We start from the raw sequence: 17,448 nt of genomic DNA on the forward strand, positions 1-17,448 counted from the left end.
GATTATTCCTCCACAAGATCTAATTCAACCTTAAGGTTATTGATAATAAATTCCTGCCTTGAAGGTGTATTTTTACCCATGTAGAAGGACAACAACTCGTCTACAGACATTTCTTTATCAATCATAACGGGATCTAAGCGCATATCATCGCCAATAAAGTGCTTAAATTCATCAGGTGAAATCTCACCAAGACCCTTAAAACGGGTAATCTCAGGCTTAGGCTTTAATTTTTCAATCGCATTAATGCGCTCTTCTTCGGTATAACAATAAATGGTTTCTTTCTTATTTCTGACTCTAAACAAAGGGGTTTGCAAAATATACAAATGCCCTTCTTTTATCAATTCTGGGAAGAACTGCAGAAAGAAGGTGATTAGTAACAATCTAATATGCATACCATCTACATCGGCATCGGTGGCAATAACCACATTGTTATAACGCAAATCCTCAAGAGATTCTTCTATGTTAAGTGCAGCCTGAAGTAAATTAAACTCCTCATTCTCATACACGATCTTCTTGGACAACCCATAAGAATTTAAGGGCTTTCCTTTTAGACTAAATACCGCCTGGGTATTAACATCTCTTGATTTAGTAATACTTCCAGAGGCAGAATCACCCTCAGTTATAAAAAGAGTTGTTTCAAGGCTTCGCTCGTTTTTAGCATCCCCAAAATGCACCCTGCAATCTCTTAGTTTTTTATTGTGTAAACTAGCTTTCTTGGCACGATCCCTAGCCAATTTTCTAATACCTGATAATTCTTTACGCTCCTTCTCTGCCTGAAGGATTTTTCTTTGAAGTTTTTCGGCAGTCTCAGGATTCTTGTGTAAATAATTGTCAACGTTTTTCTTGACGTAATCATTAATATAGGTGCGAACTGTAGGATGATCTCCTCCCATTTCTGTAGACCCCAATTTGGTTTTTGTCTGACTTTCAAAAACCGGCTCCATCACTTTAATGGCAATAGCAGCAACTATTGATTTTCTAATATCTGAGGCATCGTAATTCTTTCCAAAAAAATCACGTACCGTCTTGACCATAGCCTCTCTAAATGCCGCTAAATGCGTACCTCCTTGAGTCGTGTTTTGACCATTTACAAAGGAATGGTATTCCTCTGAATACTGCGTTTTACTATGTGTTATAGCCAACTCAATATCTTCGCCTCTTAAATGAATAATTGGATAGAGCTGATCTGCCTCTACGATATTCTCAGAAAGAAGATCCTTAAGACCATTTTCACTTACAAATTTTTCACCGTTAAAAACAATGGTCAGACCTGGATTAAGATAGACATAATTCTTGAGCATCTTTACGATGTACTCATTTCGGTATTTGTAATTCTTAAAAATAGAATTATCAGGAACAAAGGTTACTTTTGTCCCTTTGCGTCTTGAAGTGTCTTCTAGCAGCTCCTGGTTGGTTAAACTACCCATTTCAAATTCTGCAGATGCAGATTTACCATCCCTGTTGGATTCTACTCTAAAATAGGTCGACAACGCATTAACCGCCTTAGTACCAACCCCATTAAGACCTACAGACTTTTTGAAGGCCTTGGAATCGTATTTTCCACCTGTGTTCATTTTCGACACGACATCCACAACCTTTCCCAAAGGTATTCCACGTCCATAATCCCTGACCATGACGCGTTCACCTTGAACTGATATCTCAATTGTTTTACCAGCACCCATAACAAACTCATCAATGGAGTTGTCTAAAACCTCTTTAAGAAGAATGTAAATACCATCATCTGGCGAAGAACCATCACCCAACTTTCCAATATACATTCCTGGGCGCATTCTAATATGCTCCTTCCAGTCCAGAGAACGAATATTATCTTCAGTATAGTTGGTTTGCTGTGCCATAGGTCTCAGTAAATTTTAGGAATAAAAGCTAATATAAGACCTTACCTCATAAAAAGAAATACAAGGCACACAAAGTAATTAACAATAAAAAGTATTGAATTGTTGAGAATTTAAAAACTTAGAAAACCAAAGTCTATTGGGTTCTAAACGTTAAAAAGGAAATGCATTATGTCTCCATCCTGAACCACATAGTTTTTTCCCTCAACACGCATTTTTCCTGCCTCCTTAACTTTGGCTTCGCTACCATAATTAATGTAGTCGTCGTAGGCAATTACTTCAGCTCTAATAAACCCTTTTTCAAAATCGGTATGAATAACACCAGCTGCCTCTGGCCCTGATGCTCCAATATTAACCGTCCAAGCTCTTACTTCTTTAGGACCAGCTGTGAAGTAGGTTTGTTGTTTTAATAATTGATAGGCTGATCTTATAAGCTTTGCCGACCCTGGCTCTTCCAATCCTATATCCTCAAGGAACATTTGTCGCTCCTCATAGTCATCCAACTCATTAATATCTGCTTCAGTTCCAACAGCCAGCACAAGAACTTCCGCGTCTTCATTAGCCACAGCAGCTCTTACCTGTTCCACATAGTCATTACCAGAAACAGCGGCGCTTTCATCGACATTGCACACATACATCACAGGCTTATCTGTAATCAATTGAAGTGGCTCTACATAATCTTCATAATCTTCATTGGAAAACTCTAAAGACCTTACCGAATTTCCAGATTCCAAGCCTTCTTTAATCTTTAAGAGAATAGCTTCTTCTGCTTGCGCTTCTTTATTTCCGGTTCTGGCAGCTCTCCCAACTTTATCAAGTTTCTTTTCTGTTGATTCCAGATCCTTCAGCTGCAATTCAATATCAATGGTCTCTTTATCTCGTATTGGATCTACACTACCGTCTACGTGCACCACATTATCATTATCAAAGCAACGTAACACATGAAGAATGGCGTCTGTTTCTCTAATATTAGCTAAAAACTGATTTCCTAAGCCTTCACCTTTGCTTGCTCCCTTTACCAATCCAGCAATATCAACAATCTCTACAGTAGCAGGGATCACCTTCTCAGGGTTTACTAATTCCTCCAATTTAACCAATCTTGGATCTGGTACATTAACAACACCAATATTTGGTTCAATAGTACAAAATGGGAAATTTGCGCTCTGCGCTTTGGCATTGGATAGGCAATTAAACAAAGTTGATTTTCCAACATTAGGTAATCCTACGATTCCAGCTTTCATATAATCATTTTAAAGTAAAAACGGCACTGCGTTTGAATTGGCGGCAAAGATAATTAAATATTCAATCCTGATGACCTACCTACCAATGAGATTGAGATCGAATATTTTGTAATTTGTAACAAAAGAATTGCTGGCTCGTTGAGCTTTTATAAACCATCAATCGTCATGAAAAAGAATCTTTTCTTAAGCTTACTTTTTGCTTTTAGTTTAGTTACATATTCTCAAGAAATTTCAGGTAGAATTCTGGACTCCAAAGGTGAACCTGTAATTTTTGCTGCAGTCCAAAATAATGAGTCAAGCGGAGTCATCACCAACGAAGAAGGCTATTTTAGTATTACTTTAGATGAAAGACGCAACTTCATAACTATTAGTTGTTTGGGCTTTGAAACAATAGATGTACCCCTTTCTGATTTAAAAGCTAATAATTTTATCGTTGTTCTTAAAGAACAGGTGAACGAATTGGATACTGTATTTCTGTCCAACAGCGAATTAGATGTCGAGGAAATCATTAGAAAGGCCAATGAAAATCTGACTTCAAATTATAAAAATGAAGGCATCACTTACCGGTTGTTTTATCGCGGTACTGAATACAACCAATTCAATAAATTAGAATTTGAAATTAACAAGGCTTCCGGTTTTAAAAAACGAGAATTAACCGCTGTTAATCTAAGTCTTGACTCTCTAACTAATGATATTAAAGATAGTCAGTCCATTGATTTCACAGATTACCTAGCTGATCTAATGATTCTTGATAAAGAAAATGCGAAACTTGATGTGGTAAAGGCCACCAAACTCATAGATACTAAAAATTCTATTTCTGTTGATAGAATTCAAAAAAGGGCTCAAGACATTTTCCTAACCTATCTCGACACAACAAAAACCTACAAACTTAAAACTGGACTCCTTAAAATTGAAGATTCCTTAAGCCTTAATGATGGCGACGGGAAAAGAAATGACAAAAAAGAAGAAGTTAGTGCTTTGGAATATGACACTTCCAATCTTAAAGACAAGAGTCATGAACACCTGCACATCTCTCAAATTTACGATGGTACAACCCTTCGGAATTTACTAGATGATGATTTATATGACTATGAGTATGTCAATTCAACCATGTTCAATGGGGAGTTAGTTCACATGATTGCCTATGAACCAAGGCGATCCAAGGCAAAATTTGAAGGGATATTATTTATTTCTGATGACTCCTATGCCGTCATTAAAGCGGATTACAAATACGCCAAAGGTAAGCGTGGTGAAAAACTAAACCTTAAATTATTGTTAGGAATTAAATTCGTAGAAAACGTTAAGGAAGGTACTATCATTTTTACTCGAGATGAAGACTACTATCAACCAAAATACATCAAAGAGGAAACCGGATCGTATTTTTATGTGAACAGACCCTTAAAATTCATTGAGAATAGTCCGTCACGAAGAAAAGTTGGTTTTAAATTTTTGATTGAAGGCAACAACCGAAATAAAAGCGAACTCCTCATCGTATCACAATCGGATTTGAACAAACAGGCCTTCGATGAATTCTCTGAATTAGAAAAAACCCCTTATGAACGTCTTAAGGTTTATGACCCTAGCATTTGGAAGAATTACACGTCTCTAGAGCCTTTACAAGAAATGAAAACGTTTAAAGCAGAAGAATAAATTAATCTTCCGGGTGCATAAAGCGTTGTTTCCCTAGTAATTCCTCTTCCGTCTCAACAATATCTTCGTCAGGAACACAACAGTCAACCGGACATACAGCAGCGCACTGGGGTTCTTCATGGAATCCCATACATTCCGTACACTTATCTGGCGCAATGTAGTAGATTTCGTCACTTATAGGCATCTGTGGTTCATCCGCATCAACAGCTTTGCCATTAGGAAGTACCACTTTACCTGACAAACTGGTCCCGTCGTTATATCTCCAGTCATCCGCACCCTCATAAATTGCGGTATTTGGGCATTCAGGTTCACACGCACCACAATTTATGCATTCATCAGTGATAATTATCGCCATGATTATTTTTCTTTTTCGTTTGCGTAAATTTGCACTGCAAAAATAATACCTCAGGTATTGATACGCAAGCATTAGATGAATCTAGACAACAGAATTAAGGCCTTTGCAAATCTTGGCACTCTTTTAAAGGAATTTCTTAAAAGGAAAGACCAAACTAGTATCGAAGCAGATAACACTGGAAGCACATTTCAGGTTTTAAATGATTCTTTTAGGAGGACACATCAAAAGAACGCTTGGTTTACCGAATCGAATATCAAGTACAGTTTTTCGCAATGGTCCCAGTTATTAACAGTTAATAACCTGATAGAATGGACTAATAATTACAACTTTGAGTCCCAGACGCCAAAAAAAGTAGCAATTATAATGGCGGGCAACATTCCCTTGGTAGGGTTTCACGATTTTTTGTCCGTTTTAATCTGTGGTCATCATGTCATTGTTAAACAGTCTTCTAATGATGATGTACTTCTAAACACCTTATGTCAACTCTTATTTGAAATTGAACCAAGATTTTCAGAACGTATTGAATTTACAGATGGACAATTGACAAATTTTGAAGCGGTGATTGCTACAGGAAGCAACAATACAGCCAGGTATTTCGAATATTATTTTAAGGATGTTCCAAGTATTATTAGAAAAAATAGAACATCTGTTGTCGTATTGTCAGGAAATGAATCGGCCGAAACTCTTGAGGCCTTATCAGAGGATATCTTCAGGTATTATGGTTTGGGCTGTAGAAATGTTTCTAAACTATACGTTCCTCAGGATTATAATTTTGATGCTTTCTTTAACGCCATTTATAAATGGCACCCAATAATTCACGAACACAAGTACGCTAACAATTATGACTACAACAAAGCTGTTTATTTAATGAGCGAATTTGATATGTTGGACAATGGTTTTCTAGTTTTAAAACAAGATGAACAATTAACCTCACCAATTGCCACTTTAAACTATGAGTTTTATAATGACAGAGCGTCATTAAACTCTCACTTAGATTCAATAAGTGAGGATATTCAGTGTATTGTCTCTTCTGGTTTTAGAGATGATGAGGTTTCTTTTGGAACAACGCAACAACCGGGATTGATGAGCTATGCAGATGGTGTTGACACTGTTGAATTCCTGTTGACAATATGATCTAAAAAAATAGCATTTTAATAACAATTACATTCCTTTTTATTAGCACCTTTGCAGCGAAAACTAACGTATTATGATCAAGAAACACAACTTTAGCGCAGGCCCTTGCGTTTTACCAAAATCAGTGATGCAAAAGGCCTCAGAGGCCGTTCTAGATTTTGATAATGGTTTATCCTTACTCGAAATATCGCACCGCAGTAAACCATTTGTGGATGTCATGGAACAGGCCCGTGCATTAGCGCTGGAACTGCTTGGACTTGAAGGTAAGGGCTACAAGGCATTATTCCTTCAAGGAGGTGCAAGTACGCAGTTTTTAATGGTAGCACTCAATCTTCTTGAAAAACGGGCAGGATACTTAAATACAGGTACTTGGAGTGATAAGGCCATTAAAGAAGCTAGAATCTATGATGATATCTATGAAGTAGCTAGTTCTAAAAGTGCTAATTTCAATTATATCCCAAAGGGCTATGATATTCCGGATGACTACGATTACTTTCATTGCACATCAAATAATACCATTTTCGGGACCCAGATAAAAGAATTCCCTACCCCTTCCATTCCTATGGTTTGCGATATGAGTAGTGATATTTTCTCAAGACAGTTAGATTTTTCTAAGTTTGATATCATCTATGCTGGTGCACAGAAGAATATGGGCCCTGCAGGTACTACTTTAGTGGTTGTTAAAGAAGATGTACTTGGTAAAGTATCCAGAAAGATACCATCTATGATGGATTATAAAGTTCATATAGGAAAAGGCAGTATGTTTAATACTCCCCCTGTTTTTCCAGTTTACGTTTCTATGTTAACCATGCAATGGCTTAAAGAATTAGGAGGTATAGCAGCTATCGAAGAGGAAAATGAAAAGAAAGCTTCATTGATTTATTCTGAGATCGACTTAAATCCATTATTTAAGGGTTTTGCAGTAAAAGAAGACAGATCATCCATGAATGCCACTTTTACATTAGAAAATGAAAACCTGAAAGAAACCTTTGACGCTATGTGGAAAGAAGCAGGAATCAATGGACTAAACGGTCATAGAAGTGTTGGTGGTTATAGAGCTTCTATGTACAATGCCTTAAGCCTTGACAGTGTTAAAGCATTAGTTGAAGTAATGAGTGAATTAGAGCGAAAAGCTTAAAAAAATAACGAATAGGAAAATGAAAGTATTAGCAAACGATGGTATTTCACAAAGCGGTATTGATGCATTAGAATCTGCTGGCTTTAATGTTGAAACCACTACAGTTGCTCAGGAACAACTGGTGAACTATATCAATTCTAATGAAATTGATGTATTGCTTGTTAGGAGTGCTACAAAGGTTAGAAAGGACATCATTGATAATTGTGCCTCTTTAAAAATCATTGGTCGTGGTGGCGTAGGTATGGATAATATCGATGTCGATTATGCAAGAGAAAAAGGTCTTCACGTCATTAACACCCCTGCAGCTTCATCAAGTTCAGTAGCCGAGTTAGTCTTTGCGCATTTATTTGGAAGTGTACGTTATTTATACGACGCTAACAGGAATATGCCTCTAGACGGAGATTCACGTTTTAAAGCTTTAAAAAAGAACTATGCTAAAGGAAGTGAGCTGAGAGGAAAAACCCTCGGAATTGTGGGCTTTGGTAGAATAGGTCAAGAAGTGGCAAAAATTGCAATTGGAATTGGTATGAAGGTTATTGCCTCAGATAAATTTGTTGACGAAGCTACTATTGCACTTGACTTTTTTAATGGTGAAACCATGAATTTTAACATTAAAACCACCTCTATGGATGAGGTCTTATCCAATTCTGATTATATAACACTGCACGTTCCGGCTCAAAAAGAGTATGTCATTGGACAAAATGAAATAACTAAAATGAAGGATGGAGCAGGTATTATTAACGCTGCTCGTGGTGGTGTCATTGATGAAGTAGCTTTGATTGCCGCCTTAGAAAGTGGTAAACTCTCATTTGCAGGACTAGATACATTTGAAAATGAACCAAAACCTGCAATAAAAGTATTGATGAATCAACGTGTCTCATTAACTCCTCATATTGGCGCAGCCACTAGTGAGGCTCAAGACAGAATCGGTACCGAATTAGCATCGCAAATCATTGAGATATTGAACTAAAGATATCTAATTAATCACTTAAAAACCTTCGTTAATCACGAAGGTTTTTTTATATTATAGTTTATGAAAGCTGCTAATTTCAAAATTGTCATCCTATCGATACTTGTTATGGTCGTTGGCCTTTCTTGCAAATCGACTGATCGTGGACAATTGAGCACTGATGAAGAGTCAGTTAATAAAATTGAAAATGATACTGTTAGCATAGCAAACGAAGATGTTGGGTATGAGATCATCATTATAGAACCTGGATTTAATGCATTTTTAAAAGGAACTGCAAGACAAGAAGGTTATTATGATCAGTCTTTATTAGAGTCCAGAAATAGTCTTTTTGTACGTCAGTGGAACATAAGAGTGACACAACCAAATAACTATGACCCAAATTTATATGAAATGCCTATCAATTATGACCCGCATATCGATTATGGCTATGAAGTCAATTATAAACTTTACAACTACTTCATCTTTTTTCAGCTTAAATATAAGCAGCAACTGACCGAATTAGTTCCGCGAATTTAGCTTACATTTGCATCTTTCTTTAGCAAATGAAAAAGTTTAAGGAACGCTGGGAAATAAAGAAAAATTGGCAGTTGTTGTACCCGTTAGTTGGTATAATTACCCTTTTATATTCTAGTGTTAAGATAAGTCTTATTTGGTTCCAAGAGGCCGCCCCATTAATTATAGGAGTAGTCAGTTTAGGAATTTTCTTGTTGTTATTAAGAATTACCCTTTGGCTTTTTAAGGTACTATCAAAAAAATGGGTACTGACCTATCGTTGGGAAATGATACGTGTATTCATGGTCTTCGCAATCACGGGATCATCCTCTATGTTTGTTGGTAGACCTATTATAAAACTGATTGGCATTACTAAAGAAAACTTAAATCCAGTGATTTATTGGGCGCTGTTCATTATCATTGGGCTTATTTTTTACCAAATTTTACTCGTGTTTTTCGGTTGGCTATTTGGACAGTTTGAGTTCTTTTGGGCTTTTGAAAAGAAAATGTTACGTAGATTTGGCTTAAAACGCTTTATAGATTGAAAACTAATACAAATAAGGCTCTTTCTCAGCTATTGTCAATAGGACTAATTATAGCCTTATTACTTCCTTATGGTTTTCAGTTTAGCCATATTCTATCTTCACATGAGCATGAAATTTGTGATGGTGAAACATCTCATCATTTTCATGGTGAAGAGTTTAATTGTGATCTTGATAAGTATAAAACGAGTATTAACTTTGTTTTACCCCTATTTGTCAATAATCAATCAAGACTTAATAGATATACGACCTACAATAATAGGTATAAAAGTCTCATTTCATCAAGCAAAGAATCTTCTAAAAACCTCCGAGCACCGCCAGTTCAAGTGTAATTTTCAATTAATTGAATATTCACTAACAACAACTATATGAGAATTTTCATTATGGTATTGGCAATGGTCACATGCAACCTATTGCTAAGCCAGGAATGTAAATACATTTTTAAAGGAACTCTAAAAGACTTTCACGATAACTCGGTACTTTCTTCGGCCTTGATTTATTCTAAATCGGAAGGCAAGTCCTTTGTTTCTGATGAAAATGGAAAATTTGAAATAACTGGATTATGCGAAGGATCGCTTGAATTGGTAATCAGCCATATCGCCTGCGAAACAAAATCTTTAAAGTTTCAAATAAAAGGAGACCGAAGCGAAACGATATTTCTGGAACATCATATTGAGGCGCTTAATGAAGTGGTTGTTAGTGGTAACTCAATTAAAACTGAATCTAAGACTTTACAGGAAACTTCACTAAAGGAAGACCAACTCTTTAAATATAATGCTTCAAGTATTGGCGACGCACTTAAAGAGATTAATGGGGTTACTACAATTAACACAGGAAATACAATAGCAAAACCAATGATCAATGGACTGCATAGCAACAGGGTTCTAATTATGACTAACGGTGTTCGATTACAAGATCAGGAATGGGGCATAGAACATGCCCCAAATGTTGATCTAACATCGGCAAGCCAAATTACAGTGATTAAAGGTGCTGGAGCCTTGGCCTATGGTGGGGACGCCATTGGTGGTGTTGTTGTTGTAAATCCAAAAAGAGTGATTCCTACAGACACACTATTTGGCCAAACTACCGTAGGTGGTCAATCCAATGGCTGGGGTGGTTTCGTTAATTCATCACTAAACAAAGGATTTGACTCCGGATGGTTCATTAATGCTCAAGGATCCTTCAGAAAGCACGGTGATTTAAGAGCACCCGATTATAATCTTTCAAACACAGGCCTTGAAGCTGGTGGTTTTACAATCAATACAGGGTTGAGCAAATTTGAGTATGGTTTTAAAGTTTATTACAGTTATTTAAGAAATGAAATAGGAATATTAAGGGCCTCACATACTGGAAATGTATCAGATCTAGTAAGAGCCATAAATTCAGATATTCCTCTAGTTATTGAACCGTTTACCTATGATATCAATCCTCCAAAACAAGATGTCACACATCAAATCTTTAAAGCTAATTTTTATAAGCGCCTTCAGAATTTTGGAAAGTTGGATTTAAATTATAATTACCAAAAGAATGATCGTCTGGAGTTTGATATTCGAAGAGGTGACAGATCTGATATCCCAGCTGTAGATTTAGAGTTACAAACACACACTTTAAATGTTGATGTGGATTATGACGCGGCAGATGCGTATGCATTAAAATTTGGAATTCTAGGGCGTTATCAGGAAAATTTTCCAAATCCTGACACAGGAGTTAAGCGGCTTATCCCGGATTACAATAAGTATGACTTTGGCGCCTATATCACCTCTGAGTTGGAATATGGCAGCGGCCACATCCTTGAAGCCGGGTTAAGATATGACCTGAATCATATTGATGCTCTTAAGTTCTATGATAAATCAAGATGGGTAGAACGAGGTTACGATGTTGATTTTCCTCAATTTGTTGTTGAAGATAGGGGCACACAAATCTTAACAAATCCAGTGTTTACCTATAATAACCTTTCGTTATCATTAGGTACCAGGTTAGATTTAGGTGAATACTTTGAGTTACTATTAAATTTTTCAAGGGCGATGAGAGCCCCGAACCCAGCGGAGTTGTTTAGCGACGGATTACACCACTCGGCAGCACGAATTGAACTAGGAGATCTTAGGATTGGTCAGGAAACCTCAAACCGTTTTGCCTCGACCTTATTTTTCAACAAATTAGGTTTTGATGTGCAATTAGATCTCTATGTAAATGCCATCAGTGATTTTATATACATAGAGCCGTCAGGGCAAGAGACGACTAATCGTGGGCCATTTCCTGTATGGGAGTATCAAAGTAACGATGCCGTCTTAGCTGGTTTCGATTTTAACTTTTCATATCAATTCAATTCATCATGGGATTTTAGAAATCAAACCTCCTATGTGTATGGCCAGAATACAGACTTAATGCTTCCATTAATTAGCATGCCGCCGTTTCAAACCAGAAATATAGTAGGATATACTAAAACCGATTGGTTTGGATTTAACCTTCAAGTAGAGCATCAGTTTGTAGCTGAACAAAAACGTTTTCCTGATAATAATTTTGAAGCGTTTATTCCGGAACTTGGAGAAACCGTTTTGGTGGATATTAGTACCCCACCACCAGCCTTTAATTTATTTAATGCTAACGTTAACTGGAACTTTAAAGTAAATACTACAAGTAATTTAAAACTAGCTGTTATTGTCAATAATATATTTGACACGACCTATAGAAATTACTTAAATCAATTGAGATACTTTGCTGATGAAATGGGACGCAATGTATTAGTACAATTACAACTCAATTATTAAATTTTTTAAACAAAAAAACATGAAAACAATTAAATTATTATTTCTAACACTTTTAACATCAACCTTTATAGTAAGCTGTTCAGATGATGACACTCCGCAACAGATTAACGAAGAAGAGGTGATTACTACCATGACAGTAACTCTTATACCTCAAGGTGGAGGAACAACAGTGACACTTCAAACTAGAGATTTGGATGGCGACGGACCAACACAACCAGTGATTACCGTTTCTGGACCATTTGCCGCAGGCGTAATTTACAATGGATCAATTGAATTATTAAATGAATTAGAAAATCCAGCTGAGGACATTACGGAAGAAGTTGCTGAAGAAGACGACGAACACCAATTCTTCTTTACTGTTGGAGCTGGACTTGGAACAGTGGCTTACTCTGATATGGATGATGATGGTAACCCAATTGGCTTAGCATTTGAGTTTACCGCAGGAGGTGCGGCAGCACAAGGCTTATTTGCGGTTACTCTAAGACACGAACCAGACAAGTTTGCACCTGGAGTAAGCGATGGTGTTATCAATAATGCTGGTGGTGAAACTGATATTGAAACTGCATTCCAGGTATCAGTACAATAACATACAAAACAGCATAATTTATTTTAAAAAAGCGCCTTTAAAGGCGCTTTTTTATACTTCTTTTTTAAGGTAATAGGTATAAATCCACATTAATGTAAATGATGGAATTATATCTACTGCTGGTAAGGCTTCTTCAATAAAGGAAACTACTGCAGCCACTTTTCCTTCCTTTCCAGGAAACATACGCGTCATGATATAGGCGGACAACGGTGCCCAGACAAAATCAAATGGTGGAAACACCATAGAAACCATCCCCAATAGGTCACAGAGCAACCCGAATATGAGACGTTTTGTTTTTATATTCATACCTTATCTGTAGTTAATTTGATAAAATTGTAACGTTGCATTCGTTAAATTTTCACCTTTTTACAACACTTTTTAACGTTTAATTAGTAATGCTTACTGAAGACTAGCAGTAGTTTTGGGCAACCAAAAAAGCCTGACTAACATTTACCTAACTGGCCGCAATACTGAGGAGTTCTTAAGAGTCTGTGTAACACTACTATTAGTATGTTTTTGTGTTAGTCTAAATGGTCAGTCTCAAGATAAGAAGGTTCTTAATATTCAAAGGATTTCTTCACCTCCCAAGATAGACGGAAAATTTGATGAAGAGATTTGGCAGAATGCAGAAATAGCTACAGATTTCGTACAGTTTAGACCTGAAATTGGCAACATAAGAGAAGAATCCCAACGCACCGAAGTAAAGGTGGCCTTCGATGACAAAGCGATTTATGTGGCAGCTTATTTGTATGATGATCCCGAATTGATTATGAAACAATTGACTGCAAGAGACAACTTTGGGCAAACTGACTTCTTTATGGTAGTCTTAAATCCTAACAACGATTCTCAAAACGATACTAATTTTATTGTTTTCAGTTCAGGACAGCAGGCAGATGCTATTGCTAATCCTTCCATTGGAGAAGATTTTAGTTGGTCTGATGTCTGGGATTCTGCCGTACAAATCAATGAAGATGGTTGGACAGTAGAAATGAAAATACCGTATCGCACTTTACGCTTTGCGAATCAAGAAAATCCAACCTGGGGGTTACAATTTCATCGGCAGTTCAGAAGAGAGCGTGCACAATATACCTGGAATCCCATTGACCCGACAAAGGGCAATGTAGGACTTTATCATGGACAAATGACTGGTCTGGACAATATAGAACCACCTGTAAGACTCAACCTCTACCCCTTTGCAACTGGTGTTATAGACACTTTTGATGGAGAATCTGATAATTCATTAAATTTTGGAATGGATCTAAAATATGGGATTACGGATAACTTCACTTTAGACTTGACACTAATTCCAGATTTTAGTCAGGTTGGATTTGATAGAATCGTTTTAAACCTGGGCCCCTTTGAACAAACCTTTGCGGAACAGCGACAATTTTTTACCGAAGGGGTCGACCTTTTTAATAAAGGCAATCTATTTTTCTCCAGACGTGTTGGCGGACCACCCAGCGGGAGTGTGGATCTTGACGAAAATGAAGTTGCGGATGTTCCCGATGAAGTAAAAGTTTTGAACGCCCTTAAAGTGTCGGGAAGAACGAGAAAGGGTCTTGGTCTAGGGTTCTTTAATGGCATTACAGACAAGACCTATACTACGGTAACTAACACAGAGACTGGAGAATCACGACGCGAATTAGTTGAACCACTGGCGAATTATAATATTATGGTTATTGACCAACAATTCAACGGTAACTCATCTGTAAGTCTTATTAACACCAATGTGACCAGAGAAGGTGACTTTAGAAATGCAAACGCCACAGCATTAGTAGCAAATTTGGTGGATCGAAAAAACATTTGGGGTTTTGATTCTGAGATTCGCATGAGTTATGTTGATTATCAGGATGCAGCCTCAGAAACAGGCTGGAGTACATTTTTGAGAGCTGGAAAAGTTGGAGGTAATTGGCGCTATAGTATTGACCACCGTTATATGGATACCAAGTTTAATATTAACGACTTGGGGTTGAACTTTAGAAACAATCGAAACGATTTTGGAGCTGATGCTTCCTACGAAACGTTTGAGCCATCGGGAAATTTAAATAGTTATAGAATAAATGTATTTGTCAACTACCGTCGTCTTGTTGACCCAAATACCTATTCAAGATCCAATTTTGGCGGAGGCTACCGAGCGACTACAAGAAAACTGGATGCCTATGGTTTCAGGTTTAATATGGATCCAGGAAAGCAATATGATTACTTTGAATCGAGAGATGGGCGTCCATTTATCTTTGAAAATCGCGTGAGTACTGGTGGTTGGATCTCTACCAACTACAATAGAATCTTCGCAATTGATGTTCGTGCCAACATAGCAACACTCTTTGAAGAGGGTCGGGATTTTTTAGGTTATAATTTTAATATAGGACCGAGAGTTCGTGTTAATGACAAATTACTTCTTGTTTATCGATTTAATTATGATAAAAGAAATGGAGATCGAGGTTATGCCCTCGAGGAAGATAATCAGCCCATTTTTGGTCAACGAGACCGACAAATAATCACCAATACTCTATCCGCTAATTATACGTTTAACCCTTTCCACATTATCGGTATTAACTTGAGACATTATTGGGATACGGTGCTCTATGATTATGAGCTTTATACCTTGCTTGATAATGGTCGACTTACCACAGAGTCAGGTTATAACCTAGATAACGTAAGTTCTGATCCCAATATTAATTTTAGCACCTGGAATTTTGATCTTAACTACTCCTGGCAGTTTGCACCAGGTAGCTTTTTAACGGCACTTTACAGGAATCAAATCTTCAATGTTGATGATTTCTCGGACGATGAATTTGGAGAAAGTTTCCAACGTCTGTTCGATCAACCCATTAACCATGTCTTTTCATTACGGGTTCAATACTTCATAGATTGGAATGGTTTGAAGTCTGTTTTCAAAAAAAATAATGACAATTCCTAATTGTAGAATTAGCTATTTAAGCTTATTTTCACATTCATGGAACCGATTATTAGTGCAAGCGCTATTTACAAATCCTTTGGTGACCTTCAGGTTTTAAAGGGTGTTGATATAAATATTTCTAAAGGTGAAATCGTCTCAATTGTTGGACCGTCTGGTGCCGGCAAGACAACTTTACTTCACATATTAAGCACTCTGGATAATCCTGATGTTCGTGAGGCAACTAAAATATTAATGGATAGTGAGAACATCACAGAGCTTTCAGATAAACAATTAGCCAAGTTTAGGAATCTTAATATTGGTTTCATATTTCAGTTTCACCAGTTACTACCGGAGTTCACAGCTCTTGAGAATGTTTGTATTCCTGCATTTATAAATAATCAATCAAAATCTAAAGCTGAAGCTAAGGCCAAAGAATTACTCGATTATTTAGGCCTATCTAATCGCTACCATCACAAGCCAAATGAGTTATCGGGTGGTGAACAACAACGTGTAGCTGTTGCCAGAGCTTTAATTAATGAACCTAAGATTATTTTTGCCGATGAACCATCCGGTAATCTGGATAGTGAATCCGCTGATCAACTTCATCAATTATTTTTAGATTTAAGAGATAAATTTGATCAAACCTTTGTTATTGTTACCCACAACAAAGAATTGGCTGATCTTGCAGATAAAAAACTCACCATGATTGATGGGCAAATAAAATAACAGCGAAATTGGGAAGGTCAGGGTTAAATAGGATTAATAAGAATTTCTTTTTTTCAGGATTAATAATGTTTGTGGTGTTATGGTCCTACAGCCAGGAAATGCGCCCTTATGATCTTGAAATGCAGGCCAAGCATGCTGAAAAGAAAGGTTATGATCCCACCTACCGCGTCAATTACTTTGAGAACATCATCATTAGAGCTACATATACTAACAATCTAAATAATCTTCAGTTTTTGGATACTGCAAATGGAAATGCCGTTGATCTTAGACCTGCCGCTGAGAATCTCCTTGGAGTATCAGTAGATTATAAATGGATTGCAATCGGTGTATCTTATGCACCGCAATTTCTAATAACTACCGCAGACCAGGAATTACAGAATTCAAGTGAAAGCTTAAAGTTAAATCTTAACTTTTTCTATTCAGATCAATGGCGTCAAGAATTAAATTACACCTACAACAGAGGATTTAAAGTATCATCAAATTTTGACCTAAGAGAACAAGATATAATTAGATTACAAAATATTGAACTTCAAGTAATACAAGGAAGTACTTATTTTATAGCTAATAAAAACTACTCTTTTAGAGCACATTATGCTCAGACAGAACGACAGTTACGCTCCGCTGGCAGCTTAATACCAAAAATTTACTACGGCTATAGTATTTTTAGGCCTACCATAGGTAATTTTTCAGAAACTGATCAAACAACTGAAGTTGAGAGTTTTGATTTTATTGGTAGTGTTGGATATTTATATACGTTTGTGCACAATCAAAAGTGGATTGCTACTGGGGGGCTTCACCCGGGGATTGGTTATAATAACTCCAGCTATGAGTACAATAATGACAAAGAAGATATTTTTAATAGTGTCTCCTTTACATTTAAAGGAGAAGTTACACTAGGCTATAACAGTTATCGATGGTTCTGGGGGGTCAATGGTTTCTGGCAAAACTTTAACAACAGTAATAATCAGAACATCCAACTCAATCGTGACACCTTATTTGTAATGGCCTATATGGGTTATCGATTTAATGATAATAAGCCAATGCGTAAGTTCTTTGGATGGTTTGAAGATACTTTTGGATTCTAATTGGAAACA

General features: G+C 36.8%; 16 protein-coding genes. 12 read left to right on the forward strand and 4 right to left on the reverse strand.

The genetic code is table 11. From position 1 onward, the window contains the following. Positions 1-2 precede the first annotated feature (2 nt). Together DN064_RS06565 and ychF are read right to left on the reverse strand one after the other, a co-directional pair. On the reverse strand, positions 3-1,856 hold the full coding sequence (locus DN064_RS06565) for a DNA topoisomerase IV subunit B (RefSeq protein WP_115461844.1): 1,854 nt from the start codon (positions 1,854-1,856) through the stop codon (positions 3-5). Positions 1,857-1,999: 143 nt separating this feature from the next. Beyond that, a complete protein-coding gene (gene ychF / locus DN064_RS06570) occupies positions 2,000-3,094 on the reverse strand; it encodes a redox-regulated ATPase YchF (protein ID WP_115461845.1) in 1,095 nt (364 codons plus the stop codon). A 165-nt stretch (positions 3,095-3,259) separates the two neighbouring features. Between ychF and DN064_RS06575 the strand changes: the two genes are divergently transcribed. Next, the gene (locus DN064_RS06575; RefSeq protein WP_115461846.1) at positions 3,260-4,744 is read left to right on the forward strand and encodes a carboxypeptidase-like regulatory domain-containing protein; all 1,485 of its coding nucleotides are present in this window, start codon (positions 3,260-3,262) and stop codon (positions 4,742-4,744) included. A 1-nt stretch (position 4,745) separates the two neighbouring features. Here the strand turns inward: DN064_RS06575 and DN064_RS06580 are convergent, their stop codons facing one another. Then, entirely contained in the window at positions 4,746-5,099 is a 354-nt protein-coding gene (locus DN064_RS06580) for a 4Fe-4S dicluster domain-containing protein (protein WP_115462062.1), read from the reverse strand. Between the two features lie 75 nt (positions 5,100-5,174). On the opposite strand from DN064_RS06580, the gene DN064_RS06585 reads away from it, so the two are divergent. The 8 genes from DN064_RS06585 (at position 5,175) to DN064_RS06620 (ending at position 12,729) form a co-directional block, all read left to right on the forward strand. Then, positions 5,175-6,233: an acyl-CoA reductase gene (locus DN064_RS06585; RefSeq protein ID WP_115461847.1), complete on the forward strand. Its 1,059-nt coding sequence runs from the start codon at positions 5,175-5,177 to the stop codon at positions 6,231-6,233. A 76-nt stretch (positions 6,234-6,309) separates the two neighbouring features. Continuing rightward, positions 6,310-7,371 carry a 3-phosphoserine/phosphohydroxythreonine transaminase gene (gene serC / locus DN064_RS06590; protein ID WP_115462063.1) on the forward strand — a complete coding sequence of 354 codons (1,062 nt, stop codon included), beginning with the start codon at positions 6,310-6,312 and terminating at the stop codon, positions 7,369-7,371. 19 nt (positions 7,372-7,390) lie between these two features. After that, positions 7,391-8,341, forward strand: a complete 951-nt coding sequence (locus DN064_RS06595) for a D-2-hydroxyacid dehydrogenase (protein WP_115461848.1) — start codon at positions 7,391-7,393, stop codon at positions 8,339-8,341. Between the two features lie 63 nt (positions 8,342-8,404). Next, positions 8,405-8,857, forward strand: a complete 453-nt coding sequence (locus DN064_RS06600; protein ID WP_115461849.1) for a DUF6146 family protein — start codon at positions 8,405-8,407, stop codon at positions 8,855-8,857. 26 nt (positions 8,858-8,883) lie between these two features. Beyond that, positions 8,884-9,378, forward strand: coding sequence for a DUF6787 family protein (locus DN064_RS06605; protein WP_115461850.1), 495 nt, complete (start codon positions 8,884-8,886; stop codon positions 9,376-9,378). Beyond that, positions 9,375-9,707: a hypothetical protein gene (locus tag DN064_RS06610; RefSeq protein WP_115461851.1), complete on the forward strand. Its 333-nt coding sequence runs from the start codon at positions 9,375-9,377 to the stop codon at positions 9,705-9,707. The genes DN064_RS06605 and DN064_RS06610 overlap by 4 nt, the downstream gene beginning before the upstream one ends. A 36-nt stretch (positions 9,708-9,743) precedes the next feature. Beyond that, complete coding sequence (locus tag DN064_RS06615) at positions 9,744-12,143, forward strand: TonB-dependent receptor (RefSeq protein ID WP_115461852.1); 2,400 nt, start codon at positions 9,744-9,746, stop codon at positions 12,141-12,143. 19 nt (positions 12,144-12,162) lie between these two features. Beyond that, a complete protein-coding gene (locus tag DN064_RS06620; protein ID WP_115461853.1) occupies positions 12,163-12,729 on the forward strand; it encodes a type 1 periplasmic binding fold superfamily protein in 567 nt (188 codons plus the stop codon). Between the two features lie 51 nt (positions 12,730-12,780). Here the strand turns inward: DN064_RS06620 and DN064_RS06625 are convergent, their stop codons facing one another. Next, positions 12,781-13,035 (reverse strand): hypothetical protein, encoded by a 255-nt coding sequence (locus DN064_RS06625; protein WP_115461854.1) that lies wholly within the window; start codon positions 13,033-13,035, stop codon positions 12,781-12,783. Between the two features lie 115 nt (positions 13,036-13,150). Between DN064_RS06625 and DN064_RS06630 the strand changes: the two genes are divergently transcribed. The 3 genes from DN064_RS06630 to DN064_RS06640 are packed head-to-tail and all read left to right on the forward strand — an operon-like array spanning position 13,151 to position 17,439. Further along, on the forward strand, positions 13,151-15,649 hold the full coding sequence (locus DN064_RS06630; RefSeq protein WP_232827416.1) for a DUF5916 domain-containing protein: 2,499 nt from the start codon (positions 13,151-13,153) through the stop codon (positions 15,647-15,649). Between the two features lie 45 nt (positions 15,650-15,694). Further along, on the forward strand, positions 15,695-16,354 hold the full coding sequence (locus DN064_RS06635) for an ABC transporter ATP-binding protein (protein WP_115462065.1): 660 nt from the start codon (positions 15,695-15,697) through the stop codon (positions 16,352-16,354). Positions 16,355-16,362: 8 nt separating this feature from the next. After that, on the forward strand, positions 16,363-17,439 hold the full coding sequence (locus DN064_RS06640; RefSeq protein ID WP_157962257.1) for a DUF4421 family protein: 1,077 nt from the start codon (positions 16,363-16,365) through the stop codon (positions 17,437-17,439). Positions 17,440-17,448: the final 9 nt, after the last annotated feature.

It is taken from the genome of Winogradskyella aurantiaca, from assembly GCF_003362725.1.
Lineage (GTDB): Bacteria > Bacteroidota > Bacteroidia > Flavobacteriales > Flavobacteriaceae > Winogradskyella_A > Winogradskyella_A aurantiaca.

Excerpts from the sequence above, each read along its gene's own strand:
- DN064_RS06600 (WP_115461849.1), top strand. The coding sequence starts at position 8,405 with ATGAAAGCTGCTAATTTCAAAATTGTCATCCTATCGATACTTGTTATG.
- DN064_RS06575 (WP_115461846.1), top strand. The coding sequence starts at position 3,260 with ATGAAAAAGAATCTTTTCTTAAGCTTACTTTTTGCTTTTAGTTTAGTT.
- ychF (WP_115461845.1), bottom strand. The coding sequence starts at position 3,094 with ATGAAAGCTGGAATCGTAGGATTACCTAATGTTGGAAAATCAACTTTG.
- DN064_RS06565 (WP_115461844.1), bottom strand. The coding sequence starts at position 1,856 with ATGGCACAGCAAACCAACTATACTGAAGATAATATTCGTTCTCTGGAC.
- DN064_RS06605 (WP_115461850.1), top strand. The coding sequence starts at position 8,884 with ATGAAAAAGTTTAAGGAACGCTGGGAAATAAAGAAAAATTGGCAGTTG.
- DN064_RS06585 (WP_115461847.1), top strand. The coding sequence starts at position 5,175 with ATGAATCTAGACAACAGAATTAAGGCCTTTGCAAATCTTGGCACTCTT.
- DN064_RS06580 (WP_115462062.1), bottom strand. The coding sequence starts at position 5,099 with ATGGCGATAATTATCACTGATGAATGCATAAATTGTGGTGCGTGTGAA.
- DN064_RS06595 (WP_115461848.1), top strand. The coding sequence starts at position 7,391 with ATGAAAGTATTAGCAAACGATGGTATTTCACAAAGCGGTATTGATGCA.
- DN064_RS06620 (WP_115461853.1), top strand. The coding sequence starts at position 12,163 with ATGAAAACAATTAAATTATTATTTCTAACACTTTTAACATCAACCTTT.
- DN064_RS06615 (WP_115461852.1), top strand. The coding sequence starts at position 9,744 with ATGAGAATTTTCATTATGGTATTGGCAATGGTCACATGCAACCTATTG.
- DN064_RS06625 (WP_115461854.1), bottom strand. The coding sequence starts at position 13,035 with ATGAATATAAAAACAAAACGTCTCATATTCGGGTTGCTCTGTGACCTA.